Origin of the sequence: Aminipila sp. (assembly GCF_032051575.1) — a bacterium.
Classification (GTDB): domain Bacteria; phylum Bacillota; class Clostridia; order Peptostreptococcales; family Anaerovoracaceae; genus Aminipila.
Genome location: NZ_DAMBYD010000008.1, coordinates 121,307 through 141,069, shown reverse-complemented (window position 1 = coordinate 141,069; position 19,763 = coordinate 121,307). Strand labels below are relative to the sequence as shown.

General features: G+C 36.5%; 19 protein-coding genes. 4 read left to right on the top strand and 15 right to left on the bottom strand.

The window, feature by feature from the left end:
* Positions 1–202 precede the first annotated feature (202 nt).
* Together RTW14_RS12415 and RTW14_RS12410 are read right to left on the bottom strand one after the other, a co-directional pair.
* Positions 203–727, bottom strand: coding sequence for a hypothetical protein (locus RTW14_RS12415; protein ID WP_312651842.1), 525 nt, complete (start codon positions 725–727; stop codon positions 203–205).
* A gap of 22 nt (positions 728–749) precedes the next feature.
* The gene (locus tag RTW14_RS12410) at positions 750–1,361 is read right to left on the bottom strand and encodes a hypothetical protein (RefSeq protein WP_312651840.1); all 612 of its coding nucleotides are present in this window, start codon (positions 1,359–1,361) and stop codon (positions 750–752) included.
* 278 nt (positions 1,362–1,639) lie between these two features.
* On the opposite strand from RTW14_RS12410, the gene RTW14_RS12405 reads away from it, so the two are divergent.
* The 3 genes from RTW14_RS12405 to RTW14_RS12395 are packed head-to-tail and all read left to right on the top strand — an operon-like array spanning position 1,640 to position 3,490.
* Positions 1,640–2,047, top strand: a complete 408-nt coding sequence (locus tag RTW14_RS12405) for a BlaI/MecI/CopY family transcriptional regulator (RefSeq protein WP_312651838.1) — start codon at positions 1,640–1,642, stop codon at positions 2,045–2,047.
* Positions 2,044–3,204, top strand: coding sequence for a M56 family metallopeptidase (locus RTW14_RS12400; RefSeq protein ID WP_312651836.1), 1,161 nt, complete (start codon positions 2,044–2,046; stop codon positions 3,202–3,204). Before RTW14_RS12405 ends, RTW14_RS12400 begins: the two co-directional genes overlap by 4 nt.
* Before the next feature lie 28 nt (positions 3,205–3,232).
* Entirely contained in the window at positions 3,233–3,490 is a 258-nt protein-coding gene (locus RTW14_RS12395; protein WP_312651834.1) for a hypothetical protein, read from the top strand.
* 84 nt (positions 3,491–3,574) lie between these two features.
* On the opposite strand, the gene purD is transcribed toward RTW14_RS12395, so the two are convergent.
* From purD to RTW14_RS12355, 8 genes are all read right to left on the bottom strand, one after another.
* The gene (gene purD / locus RTW14_RS12390; protein ID WP_312651832.1) at positions 3,575–4,888 is read right to left on the bottom strand and encodes a phosphoribosylamine--glycine ligase; all 1,314 of its coding nucleotides are present in this window, start codon (positions 4,886–4,888) and stop codon (positions 3,575–3,577) included.
* Positions 4,889–4,933: 45 nt separating this feature from the next.
* On the bottom strand, positions 4,934–6,466 hold the full coding sequence (purH, locus tag RTW14_RS12385; RefSeq protein WP_312651830.1) for a bifunctional phosphoribosylaminoimidazolecarboxamide formyltransferase/IMP cyclohydrolase: 1,533 nt from the start codon (positions 6,464–6,466) through the stop codon (positions 4,934–4,936).
* Between the two features lie 42 nt (positions 6,467–6,508).
* Positions 6,509–7,108, bottom strand: a complete 600-nt coding sequence (gene purN, locus RTW14_RS12380) for a phosphoribosylglycinamide formyltransferase (protein ID WP_312651828.1) — start codon at positions 7,106–7,108, stop codon at positions 6,509–6,511.
* Positions 7,102–8,133, bottom strand: a complete 1,032-nt coding sequence (gene purM / locus RTW14_RS12375) for a phosphoribosylformylglycinamidine cyclo-ligase (protein WP_312651826.1) — start codon at positions 8,131–8,133, stop codon at positions 7,102–7,104. Before purM ends, purN begins: the two co-directional genes overlap by 7 nt.
* Before the next feature lie 11 nt (positions 8,134–8,144).
* Positions 8,145–9,572, bottom strand: a complete 1,428-nt coding sequence (gene purF / locus RTW14_RS12370) for an amidophosphoribosyltransferase (RefSeq protein ID WP_312651825.1) — start codon at positions 9,570–9,572, stop codon at positions 8,145–8,147.
* 68 nt (positions 9,573–9,640) lie between these two features.
* Complete coding sequence (gene purC, locus RTW14_RS12365; RefSeq protein WP_312651823.1) at positions 9,641–10,345, bottom strand: phosphoribosylaminoimidazolesuccinocarboxamide synthase; 705 nt, start codon at positions 10,343–10,345, stop codon at positions 9,641–9,643.
* Between the two features lie 63 nt (positions 10,346–10,408).
* Positions 10,409–10,888 (bottom strand): 5-(carboxyamino)imidazole ribonucleotide mutase, encoded by a 480-nt coding sequence (gene purE / locus RTW14_RS12360; RefSeq protein WP_312651821.1) that lies wholly within the window; start codon positions 10,886–10,888, stop codon positions 10,409–10,411.
* A gap of 13 nt (positions 10,889–10,901) precedes the next feature.
* Complete coding sequence (locus RTW14_RS12355) at positions 10,902–14,708, bottom strand: phosphoribosylformylglycinamidine synthase (RefSeq protein ID WP_312651818.1); 3,807 nt, start codon at positions 14,706–14,708, stop codon at positions 10,902–10,904.
* Between the two features lie 426 nt (positions 14,709–15,134).
* Here RTW14_RS12355 and RTW14_RS12350 point away from each other — a divergent pair, with 426 nt between their 5' ends.
* Positions 15,135–15,482 carry a four-helix bundle copper-binding protein gene (locus tag RTW14_RS12350; RefSeq protein WP_312651816.1) on the top strand — a complete coding sequence of 116 codons (348 nt, stop codon included), beginning with the start codon at positions 15,135–15,137 and terminating at the stop codon, positions 15,480–15,482.
* 100 nt (positions 15,483–15,582) lie between these two features.
* Here RTW14_RS12350 and RTW14_RS12345 read toward each other — a convergent pair whose 3' ends face one another.
* From RTW14_RS12345 to scfB, 5 genes are all read right to left on the bottom strand, one after another.
* Positions 15,583–16,245 (bottom strand): FadR/GntR family transcriptional regulator, encoded by a 663-nt coding sequence (locus RTW14_RS12345; RefSeq protein WP_312651814.1) that lies wholly within the window; start codon positions 16,243–16,245, stop codon positions 15,583–15,585.
* A complete protein-coding gene (locus RTW14_RS12340) occupies positions 16,235–16,822 on the bottom strand; it encodes a cytidylate kinase-like family protein (RefSeq protein ID WP_312651812.1) in 588 nt (195 codons plus the stop codon). Before RTW14_RS12340 ends, RTW14_RS12345 begins: the two co-directional genes overlap by 11 nt.
* Positions 16,823–16,835: 13 nt before the next feature.
* Positions 16,836–17,528 (bottom strand): LrgB family protein, encoded by a 693-nt coding sequence (locus RTW14_RS12335; protein WP_312651810.1) that lies wholly within the window; start codon positions 17,526–17,528, stop codon positions 16,836–16,838.
* Complete coding sequence (locus RTW14_RS12330; protein WP_312651808.1) at positions 17,521–17,883, bottom strand: CidA/LrgA family protein; 363 nt, start codon at positions 17,881–17,883, stop codon at positions 17,521–17,523. Before RTW14_RS12330 ends, RTW14_RS12335 begins: the two co-directional genes overlap by 8 nt.
* 292 nt (positions 17,884–18,175) lie before the next feature.
* Complete coding sequence (scfB, locus tag RTW14_RS12325; RefSeq protein ID WP_331654443.1) at positions 18,176–19,606, bottom strand: thioether cross-link-forming SCIFF peptide maturase; 1,431 nt, start codon at positions 19,604–19,606, stop codon at positions 18,176–18,178.
* Between the last annotated feature and the right edge of the window lie 157 nt (positions 19,607–19,763).

Genomic DNA, 19,763 nt, shown 5'->3' with positions numbered 1-19,763 from the left:
CAAAGTTATCATAAATTGTAAAACAAGGCACAAAAAAGGCGAAACTGTAAACACATATCTGACTTACATTCTCGCCTTTTAAGTCTAGTCTATTTTTTGTTTGTTTTTAGTATTACTTTATTCCGCCATTACGTCCCAACACCAAAGAAGAATGACCATATTTTTATCTAATTAATAGCTAACCCAATTATAACTCATTAGGCTAAAAATAATAAGTTACTGAATCTACGGTAATTGTTTCAGAACTTGCATTTCTTATATATAAGAGTGTATTTCCCACCCAACCTAAATTATAATTTAGTGTTCCATACCATGTTCCCTTTGTGGCTTTAAATTTACCCATTATTTCAGAATTACTGTCTACATCGAGTCGTCCTTCCCCTTGTAGTCCAGTCACTTTTCCCGCAGAACAGCTTGCATACATAGTAATTGGACTAGCCGAATAATAAACAGGCTTTGCAGTGATTAATGCACCATAACCATTTTTTAGAGTTACACTAGTATTAAACTGCCAATCTGCTCTCGTCTTTGGAACTATCTTTCCTTTTTCATCAAAAATGATTACACTACCCATATCAATCGCTGTAGTTTTTCCATCGTGAATCATTATTATTTTACCTTTTTGCATTTCAATTTCAGAATCAGAGTCTGCAAAAGATGCCATTGGCATACAAGTGATAGTTAAAACTATGGCTAACATAGCAATAAGATTTTTTTTAATTTTCATAACTCTTCCTTTCTAAATAACATTACTTTATAACTACACCTTCTATTATAATTGGATCAGAGGATACGCAATGTAAATAAAAGCTATAATCCCCCGGTGTTGATGCTTTAAATGTAATCTTTTTATATTTATTGATTTTAAACTTCTCAATGGATGTTTCTTGTTTATCCAAACAATACCCAAATATCAGCCCCCCCGGACTGTTAAAATACTCTTCATCCGCATAAATTTCAATTTCTAAGGTGTCCCCTTTTTTTAAATACCAAGGTTTCGATTTTGAATTCAAGTAATATGCTTTATCATTATTATCTAATATGTGAGGTAATGAAACCTTGTCCTCTATAATAAAAGTATCTGTTGTTGGCTCACCAATACTTGAACCTGTTGCTTTTGGTATAATAGTCTTATCTTCATCCTCTGTTATAAATGTTAAATTATTTTTATAATCTTCTCTTTCTTTTTCTTTATCAGAGATTAATTGGTTTATTAAATCGCGATTTCCTTCAATCTTTTTGTCAATATATTTTTGAGATAAATCTGCATTGACTTTAAAAAAGGTCAAACATAAAAGCAGTAGAATGAAAATGCACAATATGGTTATAACCATTAATTTTTTCGTGCTTATTTTAAACATTTTTCACCAACTTTCTAATTGAATAAGCTCACATATATTTACTTTTTCCTTAAAACTCAAATTATGTAAATATTTTCACCTCCAGATTTGCATTTGAATTTTTGTATACCTTCTATTGTAATCTTTTAAATTATACATTTATATTTAACATAACTATATAATAATATTATTCAATACGCTTTGTCAACACATCATTTTATGATATGATATATATTGACATTATTAGTGACATAATTTATAGTATTTTATATGATATTATTTTTTAAGGAGACTCTTTTATGAATTCAAATACTTTCACGCTAACAAAAAATGAGCAGGAAATAATGGAACTTTTATGGTCAGAGAACCAACCATTATCACGTTCTCAAATCATAGAACTGTCTACTGAACGAACCTGGAAAGCCAGTTCCATCCATATATTGATTAATCAACTATTAAAAAAGAAAGCAATTAAAGTGGACGGATTTGTTAAAACAGGGAAAAACTACGGCCGTACTTTTTCCGCTGCCATTACGCCTGAAGAATATCAAGTTATACACTTCAAAAACAGTAAATCTTATTTGCACTCCAAATCATCTGCAATCGTTAATTTTGTGTCTACATTGATTGAAGATGAAGATATTGACAACAATACTTTAAGAGAACTTGAAGAGATTTTACAAGCTAGAAGGGAACACGATAAATGATTATTACAGCATTTTCTTTTATAATGTCTATTTTTTGGTTTAACATATTTATTATAATAATAACCTTACTACGAAAATACACCATGGTAATACTGAATTTTAACATTACTTTATTACTTTTTTTCATACTTGTATGCTTTTTAAGATTATTTTGTTTTTTCGAATTGCCCTATACAATGGTACTCCCTTCAAAGTATGTTTTCACAAATACCATAGACTTCTTTACATTTTCATTTTTACAGGTGCCATGGTTTAATATTCCTATTTCTCTTCTTAATATTTTTCTTGCGATATGGATAATTGGAATTGTATTTTTTTTGTTTAACTACGTTATTTTGTCTATGAATATAAACAAATGCGTTTGCAACTGTGAAGGTACTAATAATCCTGTAATCCTTGCTTGTATTACAGAAGTTATGAACCTTAGTGGGAAACACGGCAAAGTAAAGATTATACAAAATGAACATATAAATACTCCGCTCATCACAGGGTATTTCAACCCGGCAATTTATCTACCTGACATCCCGTTTTCAGAAAAAGAATTAAAACATATCCTATCACACGAATGGACTCATTTCTTAAATAAAGATTCTTGGATTAAACTGATTACATGTCTTATTAGTTCTGTATTCTGGTGGAATCCGTTTGTACACATATTATCGGAAAGCTTAAACCATATATTAGAGGTAAGATGCGACATAAGGGTCACCTCTAACATGAGTAATATACAACGTACAGAGTATTTGGAAACCCTTTTAAAAGTTGCTAAAAATAATCTTAATCTTGGTTCCACTCGGGACTTTACTCGAATAGCCGGCATATCTGCCTTAATAAGTACTACTAATACAAATAAGATTTATCAAAGATTCTATATAGTGTTAAATAAAAAGTACAAAAAAAACTTTAATATTGTTACTGTTTCTTTTTGTGTTTTAACCTTATTTCTGGTTTTATCCTCCTATATGTTTGTACTTCAACCTTCCTATGAACCAACTCAAGCATCGTATACGGAACCTGAACTATATGATATTACACCTGAAAACGCTTATTTAAAGCTAAATCATAACAACTCATATGATTTATATGCAGATGGTAAATATAGAGCCGTCGTTGAAGATATTAGCATTGAGCCATTTTTATCACTACCTATAAAATAATTTTTTTACCTAAAAAGGAGGAAACTATATGAAATTGAAAAGTGTTTTAGTTATTTTGCTTGTATGTTTAGTTGTTACATCCTTTATATCTGTATTAGATCAAGACAGCTATACATATGCAACATCCAACGGAAGTTTGAAAATAAGTTCTGTAGATCAAAGTAACGTCCTTTCCCCTCGATCTGAGCAGACAGTTTGGAAATATCGCACAGTTGACGACAAAGTTCAAAAACGTTTATGGTCTAAAACTTATAATAAATGGCTAACGGACTGGGAATGGGTATAATAATTAAGATTTTTCTTTGTATACAAAAACTGCACACTAAATATTAGTGTGCAGCCATTTTCAAGTTCTGCTATTATTTAATTTTTATTTTCTTACAATCAGCCCAATATCGTTTCTATATTGCATTCCATCGAAACTAAGTTTCTTTACATTATCAAAAGCTTTCTCTCTAGCCTCTTCATGGGTGTCTCCTAAAACAGCAACACCTAGAACTCTGCCTCCATCAGTAACTACAACACTTTCAGTTTTAGCTATGATTCCGCAGCCGTTGTCGCCCATATGCACCGTTCTTTCTTCTGACTTCGTTCCAGCATGAAATACCATCACGTCCTGATCCACTCGGTTAAGCCCGTGAATGATTTTCCCTTTTTCATAATCCCCTGGATATCCTCCTGAAGCAAGGACAACACATACTGCTTTCTGATCACTCCACTTTATGTTTACATCAGCCAATTTATTGTCAACTACAGCATCAAAAATGTCGAATAAGTCGGTTTCTAATCGAAGCAATACTGACTGAGTTTCAGGATCTCCAAAACGATTGTTGAATTCTATAACCTTTGGCCCATCCTCACCAATCATCAGACCAATAAACAACACTCCTCTAAAATCCAGACCATCTTTCTGGAAACCTTCCAGCGTAGGGTTTAAAATTTCAGTACGGATTCTTTCTTCCAGGTCTTTATTAAAAACAAGACTTGGTGAATAAGTCCCCATACCGCCTGTATTTGGTCCCTTGTCCCCGTCGAAAATTCTCTTATAATCCTGTGCAGATTCCATAGGGATGATAGTATGTTCATCAACAAAGCATAGCATGGAAGCCTCAATCCCAGTAAGGTATTCTTCAACTACAATCTTGTCTCCTGCAGAACCAAATACCTTTTCTCCCATCATTTCTTCAATGGCTTTAACAGCTTCTGCTTCAGTCTCTGCTATAACAACACCTTTTCCTGCCGCAAGCCCGTCAGCTTTTATTACCATAGGATAGCCATAGATTCCGACTGATTTCAATAGTTTCTCTTTGTCCGTAAACTCCTTGTATCCTGCTGTTGGAATGTTATGTCTGTCCAAGAAGGCTTTAGTAAATGCCTTGCTGGCTTCTAACTGAGCACATTTTTTATTTGGTCCAAAGGTCTTGACTCCCGCTTTTTCAAGTTCATCCACAATGCCCATGGCTAAAGGGACTTCAGGTCCTATAACAGCCAAATCTATCTCGGATTCCTTTGCAAATTTACATATTCCATCTATATCTTCTGCTTTTACAGCTATACATTCTGCAACGTCTGCTATACCTGCATTACCAGGTGCACAATAGATTTTATTTACTTTAGGACTTTGTGTCAGCTTCCATGCAATAGCATGTTCACGACCGCCGCCGCCTACTATAAGTACCTTCATAACAAATCCCTCTCATAAATCCAATTTACTTAGCGCTATAACTTTTTAGTGTTTAAAGTGACGAACACCAGTAAAGACCATAGCTATACCTAACTCATTAGCCTTCTTAATCGATTCCTCATCTCTAACGGACCCCCCCGGCTGAATGATTGCGGTTACTCCTGCAGCGGCTGCCGCTGTTACACAATCATCAAATGGGAAGAACGCATCGGAAGCGAGTACAGAATCCTGAAGTGGAAAGTTGGACTGCTTGATAGCATTTTCAACTGCCCAGATTCTGTTTACCTGTCCCGGTCCAATTCCAAGAGTCTTGTTATCCTTTGCTATTACGATACCGTTTGATTTTATGTGCTTAACCACTTTCATGGCAAGTTTCATATCTTCTATTTCACGTTCTGTAGGGATCCTATCCGTTACAACTTTCATTTCATCTTCATCGAACAAAATATCATCTGTGTCCTGAACCAGTAATCCCCCTGAAACCTTTTTGATGTCAATCTGACCTTCTGACTTCTTTAAAATACCTTCAAGCTTTAACAACCTGATATTCTTCTTCTGAGTTAAAATTTCCATAGCCTCTTCTGTAAAATCAGGAGCAATAATAATCTCAAGAAAAATCTTGCTTATTTGTTCTGCAGTACCTGCATCAATCGTTCTATTGGCTGCAACTATGCCCCCGTAAATTGAGGTAGGATCACATTCATAAGCTTTATTATAGGCCGAAAGAATATCAAATCCTGTTCCAACCCCACATGGATTAGCATGTTTTACTGCAACTACTGTAGGCTCTTCAAACTCCTTAAGAGTAGCAAGCGCACCCTGTGTATCATTTATATTATTAAACGATAATTCTTTTCCGTGAAGCTGAACCGCATTGACAAGAACACCTTCAGCACTCTGTATTTCTTTGTAATAACACGCCTTTTGATGAGGGTTTTCACCATATCTTAAATCCTGAACTTTTTCAAAAGTTAAGGTTAAGTTATCTGGAAGTTCTGCCCCAATCTGCTTTCTTAAGTAATCTGAGATCATGGCATCATAAGCAGCTGTATGTTGAAATACTTTTAAAGCTAATCTATACTTTGTATCCATAGAAACGCTATTGCTTTGCTTTAGCTCCTCAATAACCCTTTTATAATCTGCAGGGTCACAAATAACTACCACATCTCTGTGATTCTTAGCTGCAGAGCGGAGCATGGTAGGTCCACCTATATCAATATTCTCAATGGCTTCCTCCAGAGTTACCCCTGGTTTTAAAATAGTCTCTTTAAATGGATATAAGTTAATTGCAACAATATCAATGGTTTCTATTTGTAAATCCTCAAGCTGCTTCATATGTTCAGGCTTATCCCTCATAGCAAGAATACCGCCGTGAACTGCAGGATGCAGGGTCTTCACTCTGCCATCTAAGCATTCTGGGAAACCTGTAACTTCAGAAATCCCCATAACTTTTATACCGTTATCAGCCAGTCTCTGGTGAGTTCCACCTGTAGATATAATCTCAACTCCAAGTTCTGATAATGCTTTAGCAAAATCAACTACACCCGTTTTATCAGAAACGCTTATTAATGCTCTCATTTTTTATCCTCCAAATATGTCAATTAAATAATACTTTATTTTTTACAACCCAGCATTTAGTTCCAAAATAACTTTATTTATTGCCTCTGTCAAAATCTCATGTTCTACCTTAAGTATTCGTGTACCTAAATTCTCAGGAGTATCTCCTTCTAAAACAGGCACCTTTCTCTGTATGATTATAGGACCAGTGTCAACTCCCTCATCTACAAAATGAACAGTAGCACCACTTTCCTTCTCACCTGCAGCAATAACCGCCTCGTGTACGTGATGACCATAAAACCCTTTGCCGCAATATTTAGGAATAAGAGATGGATGAATGTTTATTATCTTTCCTTTGTATGCTTTTACCAGTTCTGGTTCAAGAACACTCATATACCCTGCAAGCACTACTAAATCTGTTTTTTCCATCTGTAATGCTGAAATAATTGCTTTCGTTCTTAGTGACATGACAGGGTACTGGCTTTTATCAATAACCATGGTCTTAATACCATGGTTTATTCCTCTTTCTAAAGCAAAGGCTTTTGAATTGCTGGAGATAATACATGCAATCTCTGCACCCTTAATTCTGCCGGCTTCTATTGAGTCAATAACCGCCTGTAAGTTCGTACCCCCACCGGAAACTAATACAGAAATCCTTAGCATAAAGTTACCCCTTCACCCTCAATGATTTCTCCGATAAGATCAGCCGTTTCTCCTGCATTTCTAAGGGTTTCAATTACTGCTTCTGCATCCGATTCAGGAACAATCATCATCATTCCTACGCCCATGTTGTACGTTGAAAACATATCCATTTGCTCAATATTTCCACACTGCTTGATATAAGAGAAAATAGCAGGAACTTCCCATGTTCCAACATTTATCTTTACCCCAAGCCCTTTTGGAATAATCCTTGGAATATTTTCAAAGAAGCCACCTCCAGTGATGTGGATAATTCCATTTGCCTGATGCTTACTTAAAACAGCATTACAAGCATTTGCATATATTTTTGTAGGAGTTAGCAATGCTTCTCCTAAAGTCATACCTAACTCCTCAACATAATCGGTAACTTTCATTTGCATCTTATCAAAAAACACTTTCCTTACAAGTGAATAACCGTTACTGTGAATGCCGCTAGAAGCTATACCTATAACTTTGTTCCCCTTTGTAATATTGGCTCCAGTAATCATTTTATTTCTGTCTACAACGCCTACAGAGAAACCCGCCATATCATACTCACCATCCTGATAGAAATCAGGCATTTCAGCAGTTTCGCCTCCTACCAGTGCGCTTCCGCTCTGAGAACAGCCATCTGCAATTCCCTTAACTATTTCTGCAATTTTCTCAGCTTGCACTTTTCCAGTTGCTATATAATCTAAGAAGAATAGAGGCTTTGCACCCTGGCAAAGTACATCATTTACACACATGGCCACGCAGTCAATACCAACTGTATCATGCTTATCCATTAGAAATGCAATCTTCAACTTTGTTCCAACACCATCTGTTCCTGAAACTAAAACGGGCTCAGTCATGCTGGAGGTGTCAAGCTTAAATAAACTTCCAAATCCACCAAGTCCTGTAAGCACATTTTCATTAAAAGTTTTCTTTACATGAGGTTTCATTAAATCTACGGCTCTTTCGCCTTCTTTAGTATCCACTCCAGCATCTTTATAAGTTAGTTTGGTATCCATAGTTTCCTCCGTTAATCTTCAAATCTCAGCCCTAATTCAGGCAGTTCCATGGGATAATCACCTGTAAAACAGGCTGTACAAACATTTTCCCTGCCTAAGCCTATTGCTTCTATCATTCCTTCCACACTGATATATCCTAATGAATCCGCCCCCATACCTTTTCTAATTTCTTCAATGGTATGAGTAGCCGCTATTAGTTTGCTTTTGTCTGGTGTGTCTATTCCAAAGAAACAAGGATCTGTTACTGGAGGTGAAGCCACTCTCACGTGTACCTCTTTAGCCCCCGCGTCCTTTAGCATTTTTACAATTTTAGCACTTGTGGTTCCTCTGACAATAGAATCATCAATCATGATTACTCTTTTTCCAGCAACATTTTCCTTTAGAACATTCAGCTTTAATTTTACACTCAATTCTCTCATTCTCTGATCTGGCTGAATAAAGGTTCTTCCCACATATCTGTTCTTTATAAAACCTTCTCCATAAGGTATACCAGATTCTTTTGCATATCCAATTGCCGCTACAGTCCCGGAGTCAGGTACTGATATGACTACATCGCCTTCCACTGGATGTTCCTTTGCAAGAATTTTGCCGCAAAGATTTCTTGCAGTGTAGACATTTCTTTTATCTATATCGCTGTCAGGTCTTGAAAAGTATACGTATTCAAAAGCGCAAGAAGCTCTTCTGCACCCCTTGGCGTAAGTATAGGATTTAATTTCATTGTTTTCAATGACAACCATTTCGCCAGGTTCCACGTCACGAATCATCTGTGCTCCCAAAAGTGAGAAAATACAACTTTCTGAAGATAGCACAAACCCTTTGGCCGTCTTTCCTATGCAAAGAGGTCTGATTCCATTTGGGTCACGCACACCAATGAGCTTATTTCCAGAGGTTATCACTAATGCGTATGCTCCCTTTACAACCTGTAAAGTCTGGGTTATCGCCTCTTCGATGCTGCTGTTCTTCAAATGCTTTGCAATAAGCGCTGCAATGACTTCAGAGTCTATGGAAGTTTGAAAGATAACACCGTTGTCCTGCATTTCTTCTCTTAGTATTCTGGCATTTACCAAATTTCCATTATGCGCCAGTGCCAAAGCCCCTCCCTTATGATAAACAACCAAAGGCATTGCATTAGATGCATGGCTTTCCCCTGCAGTACTATATCTTACATGACCAATAGCAATATCTCCCTGCAGTCTTTCAATAATCTCGTCGTTAAAAATCTCCTGTACTAGTCCCATTTCCTTATAGTACTGTATTTTTCCTCCAAGATTCACTGCAATGCCTGCACTCTCCTGTCCTCTATGCTGTAATGAATGTAGTCCAAAATAAACGGAACGTGCATTATGCTTATTACCAGGCTCATAAACCCCTACTACTCCACATTCATCGTGAAACTTTTCATCTTCAAAAGTTCTTAATTCTTGGTTAATATCAATCATTAATCTTCTCCAATTTTCTATTCTACTAAATAAAGCCCAAATCTCAGGTGCCAGAACTTAGACAATGCTTATTTCTGCACTCTGTTAAATACTTCCTGGTAAGTCTCTTCAACATTTCCAAGATCTCTTCTGAATCTGTCCTTGTCCATTTTTTCATTTGTATTTACGTCCCAAAGTCTGCAAGTATCAGGAGAAATTTCATCTGCAAGAATTACAGTTCCATCATATAGTCCAAATTCTATCTTAAAGTCAATAAGCTTTAAATCTCTTTCTAAGAAAAATCCCTTTAATGCTTCATTTACTGCATAGGCATACTTCTTTACATCGGCAAGCTGCTCAGCTGTTGATAATTCCAGTGCCAGAATGTGGTCATCATTAATCAGCGGGTCTCCTAATTCATCATTCTTATAAGAGAATTCAAGTACGGGCTGTTTGAAAACAATACCTTCTTCTACACCGTATCTCTTTGAGAAGGAACCTGCTGATACATTTCTGATAATTACTTCAAGCGGAAGAATCTTTACAGCTTTAACTAGTGTTTCTCTTTCACTTAGCTGCTCTACCAGGTGTGTAGGAATTCCCTTTTCTTCTAACATTTTAAAAATAATATTTGCCATAGTATTGTTTACTACGCCTTTACCTGCAATCTGGCCTTTCTTAAGTCCATTAAATGCAGTCGCATCATCTTTATAATCAACAATAAACAGCTTTGAATCATCCGTCTTATATACCTTCTTAGCTTTTCCTTCATATACCATTTCTAATTTCTTCATTTTCGTTCCTCCTTATTACCTTTCCTCAAATTTCTATTTATTAAATTCTCCATTAATAAGTTCCTATTTATTAAATTCTGCATCAAGTGCAATAATATCTTCTTCCATTTTTATTTTATAATCCTTTATTTTCTGTCTGAGTTCAGGGTATTTAATACTTAACATCTGAATGGCCAATAGTGCTGAATTTTCAGCTCCATCGATGGCCACTGTGGCAACAGGCACACCTTTTGGCATCTGAACTACCGAAAGCAGAGAGTCAAGACCGTCCATAGTGCTTGATTTCATTGGAATACCTATAACAGGAAGAGGAGTCGTTGCTGCTAACACACCTGCAAGATGTGCTGCCTTTCCTGCTGCTGCAATAATTACTTCTATTCCTTTTTCTTCTGCAGTTCTTGCAAACTCTTCGGCAACTCTTGGTGTTCTGTGCGCTGAAATAATTCTTGTTTCATACTCCACACCAAATTCCTTCAATATACATTCTGCCTTTTGTACTACAGGGTAGTCCGATTTACTTCCCATTACTATTGCTACCTTCATTTATCCAGTCCTCCTATTTAAAATACTCAACTCCAGATTGAAATATCTTTTGATCCTTATTTCCTTCAACATTCTTATATACATATTGTCCAATTCGTTCAGAATGTCCCATCTTTCCAAATACTCTGCCATCAGGGGAAGTTATCCCTTCGATAGCCAAAGCTGAGTAGTTTGGATTAAAAGTTATGTCCATAGATGGCTGTCCTGTAAAATCAACGTACTGTGTTGCAACTTGACCATTTTCAATTAGTTTTTTAACTACTTCATCCTTCGCAATAAATCGACCTTCACCATGGGAAATGGCAATTGTATGAATATCATTTACCTCTACTCCTGAAAGCCAAGGAGACTTCGTAGAAGCAATTCTCGTGTTCACTAGGCAGGATGCATGTCGTCCGATCTTGTTATACGTAAGAGTTGGTTCATTTTCATCCATCTCCACAATCCTTCCATACGGTACAAGACCCAGCTTTATAAGAGCCTGAAATCCATTACAAATGCCCAGCATCAGACCATCTCTATTTTCCAGAAGATCCGTTACTGCCTCCTTGACTGCAGGATTTCTAAATACTGCAGTAATAAATTTAGCAGAACCATCTGGCTCATCTCCACCTGAAAAACCTCCAGGGATGAATATAATCTGACTTTGTCTAATCTTCTGTTCAAGCTCATTTATAGAATCAATTAACTGAGCCTGCGTCATATTTCTCATGATATGGATATCTGCCTGTGCTCCCGCTCTGTCAAACGCTCTCTTTGAATCCATTTCACAATTAGTTCCAGGGAACGCAGGTATTAACACCCTTGGCTTTGCAATCTTTATAGCAGGTGCTACTCTATTCTTGGCTTCATAAGCAATACTTGGAACCGCTGTCTTATCCAGTGAATTCTTAAAATCAGCAGTTTTTACAGGAAATACACCTTCCAATGGTTTTGTCCACTGCATTATAATATCATCCAGTTCCATTTCAAAGCCAACTGATTCCGTATTGTTCTTTTCATCCGCTGCCTGAACCGTAATTCTTTGTCTTTCCTCAGTATGCCCAATAACTTTGTAACTAAGCCCGTCGAACATCTCTTCTACATTGCTATCACCAGTTACTTCAAGAATCAATGACCCGTAAGCCTGTTCGTGCAGTTCCTTTTTACTGATATGCTTAAGTGTAACACCAATCTTATTTCCAACGGCCATCTTAACCACAGAAATAAATATGCCCCCTCTTCCAACCGTGTTTGCTGAAAGAATTCTGCCTTCTTTGGTAAGCTCACAAACTCTTGTCATATTTTTTCTATACATATCAAAATCTAAGATTTTATCTTTATTGTACTTGGTTGAAAGATATACCAGCTTACTGTTCTTTTGCTTCAATTCTGTAGAAACGACCTCTGATGCATCTGCTACAGCCACCGCGAAAGATACTAGCGTTGGTGGAACGTTAATGTCCATAAATGTACCAGACATACTATCCTTCCCACCAATAGCAGGAATACCCAATTCCTTCTGTACTTTTAATGCTCCTAAAAGTGCCATAAAAGGTTTGCTCCAGCTTTCAGGATTATCGGTCATCCTTTCAAAATATTCCTGGAAAGTAAGCCTGACTTTTCTATAATCTCCTCCCATTGCAACAATCTTTGTTACAGAATCAATAACTGCATACAAAGCCCCATGATAAGGAGAGAGTTTAGCAATCTGTGGATCAAATCCATAAGCCATAAGTGTAGCTGTTGTTGTTTCTCCCTTAGTAACAGGAAGTTTGCAAGCCATACCGGCTGCTGGGGAAAGCTGATATTTACCACCCAGCGGCATCAGAACAGTGGAAGCCCCAATTGTGCTGTCAAATCGTTCAATCAAGCCCTTCTGGCTACAGCAGTTCAGGTCATCTAAATGCTGTGTAACCGTTTCAAGGTTTTCGTTATCTATAGCTGAAATATTTATATTATCTTTTACGAATACTTTTGCTTCCTGAGTTGCCCCATTTGTATTTAAGAACGCCCTGCTTAAATCTAAAATGCATTTTTCTCTCCAGAACATTCTGAAGCGTCCTGTATCTGTAACTTTCGCTACAGCCACTGCTTCAAGGTTTTCTTCATGAGCGTAGTTAATAAATTGATCTGCATACTCTTTGGAAACTACAACTGCCATTCTTTCTTGTGACTCAGAAATAGCAAGTTCTGTTCCATCAAGGCCCTCATATTTTTTTAAGACCAAATCAAGATTTACATCAAGACTGTCTGCCAGTTCTCCAATTGCCACAGAAACACCGCCTGCTCCAAAGTCATTACATCTCTTGATTAAGGTTGCAACTTCTTTTCTTCTGAACATTCTTTGGATATTTCTCTCTACTGGAGGATTTCCTTTTTGAACTTCTGCTCCACAGTTTAGAATAGAATCTTCCGTGTGCTCCTTAGAAGAACCAGTAGCACCGCCACAGCCGTCTCTTCCAGTTCTTCCACCCACGAGCACTATAACATCGCTTTCTAAAGGAGTCTCTCTTCTAACATGTGACGCTGGAGCAGCGCCAATAACAGCCCCAATCTCCATACGCTTTGCTACATAATCTTCATCGTAAATCTCCGATACTTGGCCTGTAGCAAGCCCAATTTGATTTCCATAAGAACTATATCCTGCTGCTGCCCCCTGAGTAATTTTTCTTTGAGGCAGCTTGCCCTGTAATGTTTCTTCAATCGGTTTTCTAGGATCTGCTGAGCCAGTCACTCTCATAGCCTGATAAACATAAACTCTTCCTGAAAGCGGATCTCTGATAGCTCCCCCTAGACAAGTAGCAGCTCCACCAAATGGTTCAATTTCAGTAGGATGGTTATGGGTTTCGTTTTTAAACATGACCAGCCAATCTTCATCTTTGCCATCAATATTAGCCTTTACCTTTATGCTGCATGCATTAATTTCCTCAGACTCATCCAAGTCATGAACCAGACCTTTTTTCTTTAGATACTTTGCTCCGATGCAGGCAAGATCCATCAGGCAAATGTCTTTGCCGCCTTCTTCCGAAGATTTGTACGCTCTTTCTCCATAAACTTCATTTCTCATAGCAAGGTATTCATCAAAAGCTTTTTCAATTAAATGAGCATATTCACCCTCTTCAAACTGAATGTCAGTCAGCTTCGTCATAAAAGTCGTGTGTCTGCAATGATCAGACCAGTAAGTATCAATCACTTTTAACTCTGTAATACTAGGATTACGTTTTTCATCATTCTTAAAATAATTCTGAATAAACAGGATGTCCTTATTACTCATTGCGAAACCTTTTTCTTTTCTGTAGACTTCTAGTTCTTCTGCCTGTAAGTCTGTAAAACCTTTTACCACTGCCACATCTTCAGGAACCACACTTTCCATATTTAGATTTTCAGGCTTTTCCATAGAAGCCTCCTGAGAATCTACTGGATTAATGCAGTAATTCTTAACCGCTAAAAATTGTTCTTCTGTAATGTTTCCTTGCAAGATAATAACTTTTGCAAATTTTACAAGCGGTTGAGCCTGTGCATTCATCATTTTTATACACTGTGCTGCTGAGTCAGCCCTCTGATCATACTGTCCTGGCAAGAACTCTACTGCAAATATGTTTTCACCTAAGCCTTCCGGTATATTTTCTTCATATACACAATCAATAGCAGGTTCTGCAAATACTGTGTATTTGGAACCTTCATAAGTATTTTCATCTATTCCATCTATATGATATCTATTTAAAACTCGAACGTTCGTTAATCCTTCCAGATGAAGGTTCTGTCGGATGTCTTCTCCCAGCCCCTGAGCCTCAACATCAAACCCTTTCTTTTTTTCAACAAATATACGTTTTACCATATGAGTGTTCCTTTCTCCGTATAATTATAGGATTTTTTCTTATCATTGTTCGTCTTTTTATTTTACAGTTTATCTTTATGCTTAAACATTAGCATATTTTTTTATTTTAGACAAGAATTTTCTTTCTTCGTCTGAAAATATTTGTTAAAAACACGAACTTTAAAAGCGATGTCTTTTTAATTTATTCGTGTTTTTACAAAATTCATCTAAATGAGCTGTACTATATTATTAATTCTTTGAAATCTATTTATACATAAATCAACGCTCTCCTCATGAGTCATATATTGCATTCCTATTAAATAAAAAAAATAAAGAGTTCTATGTCAAACTAAACATTAAACTCTTTTACATTATTCAAAATTTGTATAGTATTTGAATATAATCAAATACTACCTAGTAAGAAAGATATTTTTGGAGGTAGTATAAATGGGTATAGTAACAAATATAACCGATAAGCATCAAGCATGTATCGATGCTTGTTCAAAATGTGCACAAGCTTGCTACGAGTGCTTCACGGCTTGCCTGAATGAGCCTGATTTAAATGCAAGAAAAAATTGCGTAAGCATGCTAATTGAATGTGCTATGATGTGCCAAATGTCTGTTGGAATGATGTCTATGAACGGTCAATTTTCAGCACAGCATTGTCAATTATGTGCGCAAATTTGTGAAAAATGTGCACAAGAATGCGCTATGTTTAAGGATGAGCACTGCAAAAAGTGTTCAGATATCTGTAATATGTGCGCAGAAGAGTGCAAAAAAATGGCAAGCATGTAATCTAGGATGCATAAGCCAGTAGTTCATCTATTGGCTTTCATTCATACATATTTATTTATAACAATTTTACATGTATATACTTGACTTTTATTAATAAGATTTAGCATTGCCCTTCAATAATGCCATAATGCTCGTCAAGTGCCCTACGGCCATTTATTTCGTCTTTTCCTATGATACATTCCAGCATTTTTTTATGGCAACGCATAAGTTGATCTTTTGTTTCTTTGGAAGAAGTTTTCAGGATATGCCCTACTGATTCTTCATAGATTTCTTCTAATGCCTCCATAATGCTTATGATCAACTTATTCCCTGAAGCTCTGATAATTAGGTAATGAAATTCTTTATCTTTGAGAATCTTCTGATCACCTTCTGAATTCTCCATTCCTTGATAAAGTTCTTTAAGCTTTTCCTCCATCTCTTCGGTTATATTACCCATAGCTAAAACATAGGCATCAGTCTCCAAAGCTCTTCTCACAGCATTTACTTCACTGTAGCTTACTTGCTTCAGCAAAAGCATCATCCCTATAGATTCAGCAAACATTTTATTTAAATTCCCAGTCAGATAGTTTCCCGACCCTTGTGTACTCTCTAACATACCCATGTTTTCCATAGTCCTTAAAGCTTCCCTTATGGAGCTTCTGCTCATACTAAGCTCTTCTGCCAAAACTCTTTCCGTAGGCAGCTTATTTTTCAGTTGTAACGTGCCCTTTGCGATTTCGCTTTTTACGTATTCTATTACTTTTTTATACTCTCTATTTTCCACTTTGTCCCCACTGCCTTTTGGCTGCAATATAACCACATATTAATTCTACTGTCTGTTCAATACCTATCATACCACTGTCAATTGACAATTGATACCCCCTGGAGTCACCCCAATTCTCTCTGGTATATTGATTATGGAACTCTGCTCTTTTTTTATCCGTTTCACAAATTAAATTTTTTGCTTGTTTTTCACTTATGTTATTATTTTGCGCTATTCTCTTTATCCGCTTGTCCATATCCGCATGTATAAAAACGCTTATATGATCCTCTTCATTTCTAAAAATATAGTTTGCACATCTGCCTATTATGACACAGGACTGATCTTCCGTTACTTCTTTTATATGTTTAAAAGGCTTTTCCCCCATTCTCCCATTCTCGTCGCTCTTAGCTATGGCATAAAGAAGACTATCTGCAGGCTTTTCTTCATAAAAACATTTTATTTCATCGTAATACCCTAGCCTCTTTGCATTTTCAGCCAAATTTTCTTTATCATACAATACAATTCCCAGTTTTCCAGACAACATTGCGCCAACATCGTGTCCTCCACTTCCATATTCTCTTCCTATGGTAATTATCATCTTCTTCACCCCACTACATAAAATGTGAAAATATTGCTGCACCAACTACTGTCAGTAATCCTGCAACTGCTATAGCCAAACTGCTCATAGCCCCTTCGACTTCGCCCATTTCCATGGCCCTTGATGTTCCTATGGCATGTGCTGCCGTTCCTAATGCCAGACCTTTTGCTATAGGTTGTTTTATTCTAAAAACTTTACATACCGTTTCACCAACAATGTTTCCTAGGACTCCCGTAATAATTATAACTGCTACGGTAATCGTAACAATGCCGCCAAGTTCCTCTGAAACTCCCATCCCTATAGCTGTTGTTATTGATTTAGGAAGTAAAGTAACATATTCCCTATGATCTAATCCAAATAGTTTCGCTAAAATCAGAACACTGCCAAGTGCAGAAATTACCCCCGCCACAACCCCTATGGAAATCGCTTTAGCATTGCGCTTCAGTAATTCCATTTGCTGATATAAAGGCAGTGCTAGGCATACGGTAGCAGGGGTCAGCAGATAACTTATATATTTCGCACCCTCGTTGTAATTCTTATATTCCACATTGCACATCAGCAGCATCAGCATCACAAATACAATAGAGATTAACAACGGATTAAAAATAGCACTTTTAAATTTCTTTTTTAAAATTATTCCAAACTCATACCCTATAAGACTCACTACCACTCCAAAAAAAGTGGAATCACTTAAAACACTACTCATCTTGCTCCCTCTTTTCCATGTTTATTACCAATTGCGTTATTCTCCCTGTTACCACCATAACAATTATAGTGGTAACTACCGTAATAACAATTATCGGAACGCAAATAGGTTTCAGTATTTCCCATGAATCCATAAGGCCTACCGCAGCAGGTATAAACATAATAGGCATAATTTCTATAAGAAACACGCCCACATCTTGAATATGTTCCAGTGTAATAAGTTTAGTCTGTAATGCTATAAGCATCAGTACAAGCCCATAAATGCTTGCCGGGATAGCCAAAGGTATTATGTTTTTTAAAATTTCTCCTAAAAATGTGATGAGTAAAATTACTCCAAACTGTTTTAAATATTTCATATCCACTCCTCTAAATTGGTCCTACCAATTTTATAAGGATACGCCTATTTTCTTAAATTGTCAAATGAGTATTTTAAATTTAGACAATAAAATATAACGCTAATTTAGACGTTTCAGCTACATACATCCGTTAATTTCATATTGTAATTATATAAAAAAACTTGCAATGCAGTATTTTACTACAATTGCAAGCTTTAGGTATTTTTCAAAGAAATTATGAGCAGATAATTTTAACTCAACTAATTTCCAATTAATTTCTCATTCTGTAGCTTATAGTCCCAAGAATTACACTCTAGTTTTCTCCAAATCTTTCTGCCACCTGAATCATAATGGCGCATTCGATTCTCTTTCTGTGAAGTTCACAGCCAAAGTCATAAACCCCTGTTATCATACCCGTTGTGTGATAAGCATTTGCTGCACAACCTCCACTGCAATACATTCGTGCAAAGCAATCCTTACATTCATCATGAGAATAAATATTACAAGACTTAAATTCATCACATACAGAGGCATTCTTCACTCCTTCAAAGACATTACCAAGAAGGAAATGCTCATCCCCTACAAACTGATGGCATGGATATAAATCTCCCTCAGGAGTAACCGCCATATATTCTGTGCCAACACCACATCCAGAGACACGTTTTACAATACATGGCCCCCCTGTAAGGTCTATGGTATAGTGATAGAAATTAAACCCTTTGCCCGCCTTCTTTCTCTTAATCATTTCACATGCAAGGCGGTCATATTCTGCTAGAAGTTTTGGGATATCCTCTTCAGTTAAAGCATAATCCGCAGTAGGCGGAGCAACCACCGGCTCCATGGAAAGTTCCTTAAAGCCTAAGTCTGCCATGTGTAAAATGTCATTTGCAAAATCTGTATTATAATGTGTATACGTCCCTCTGATATAATAGTTTTCCTGATTTCTGGATTCTGCCATCTTTAAAAATTTAGGCAGAATGATATCATAGGATCCCTTGCCATTTCTGGAAACTCTCAATTTATCATTCACATCTTTTCGACCATCAAGACTAAGCACTACATTACTCATTTCCTTATTGGCAAATTCCATCACTTCTTCATCAAGCAAAATGCCATTAGTGGTTAAAGTAAATCTAAAGTTCTTATCATGAATTTTTTCTTGTTCGCGGCCGTAAGCTACCAGTCTTTTAACAACCTCCCAATTCATAAGAGGCTCACCGCCAAAAAAATCTACCTCTAAATTTTTTCTTGTGCCCGAATTCTCAATTAGGAAGTCCAATGCCTTTTTTCCCACTTCATAAGACATCAGCCCGCGGTGTCCCTGCTGATATTCGCCTTCTTCTGCAAAACAGTACTTACATGCAAGATTACAATCATGGGCTACATGTAAACAAATAGCCTTTATTACGGACTGACGTTCCTTAAATTCGTGAGACATCTTAGCATAAATATCTTCAGAAAAAAGTTTCCCTTGTTTTTTCAATTCTTCTACATCTTCAAATACATCTTTAATTTCTGCTTTTGTTACTTCAGGAACGTTTTTATACTTTTGCAATATATCCGCTGTAATCATATCTCTATCAATCCCAGCTGCAAGCATTTCAATAATATCATAAGCCACTTCATCTACACAGTGGACAGCACCACTGTTTACATCTAAAACGATGTTATAGCCGTTACTTTTATAAGTATGTACCATATCCGGTATCCTTTCTTCGTCATAAATATATGTAAATTCCACCATTTAATTTTCTACGAAAATTGGTGGTACGATAAAAATCTACAAATCGAAGATTTGCGATTTTCTAGTGTAAATTCTGTCAAACAATTTCCTTCAGAAATTGGACAGAATGTTAAAAATCGCTATAAGCTTTACAGCTTATAGCGATTTGAAAGTTTAG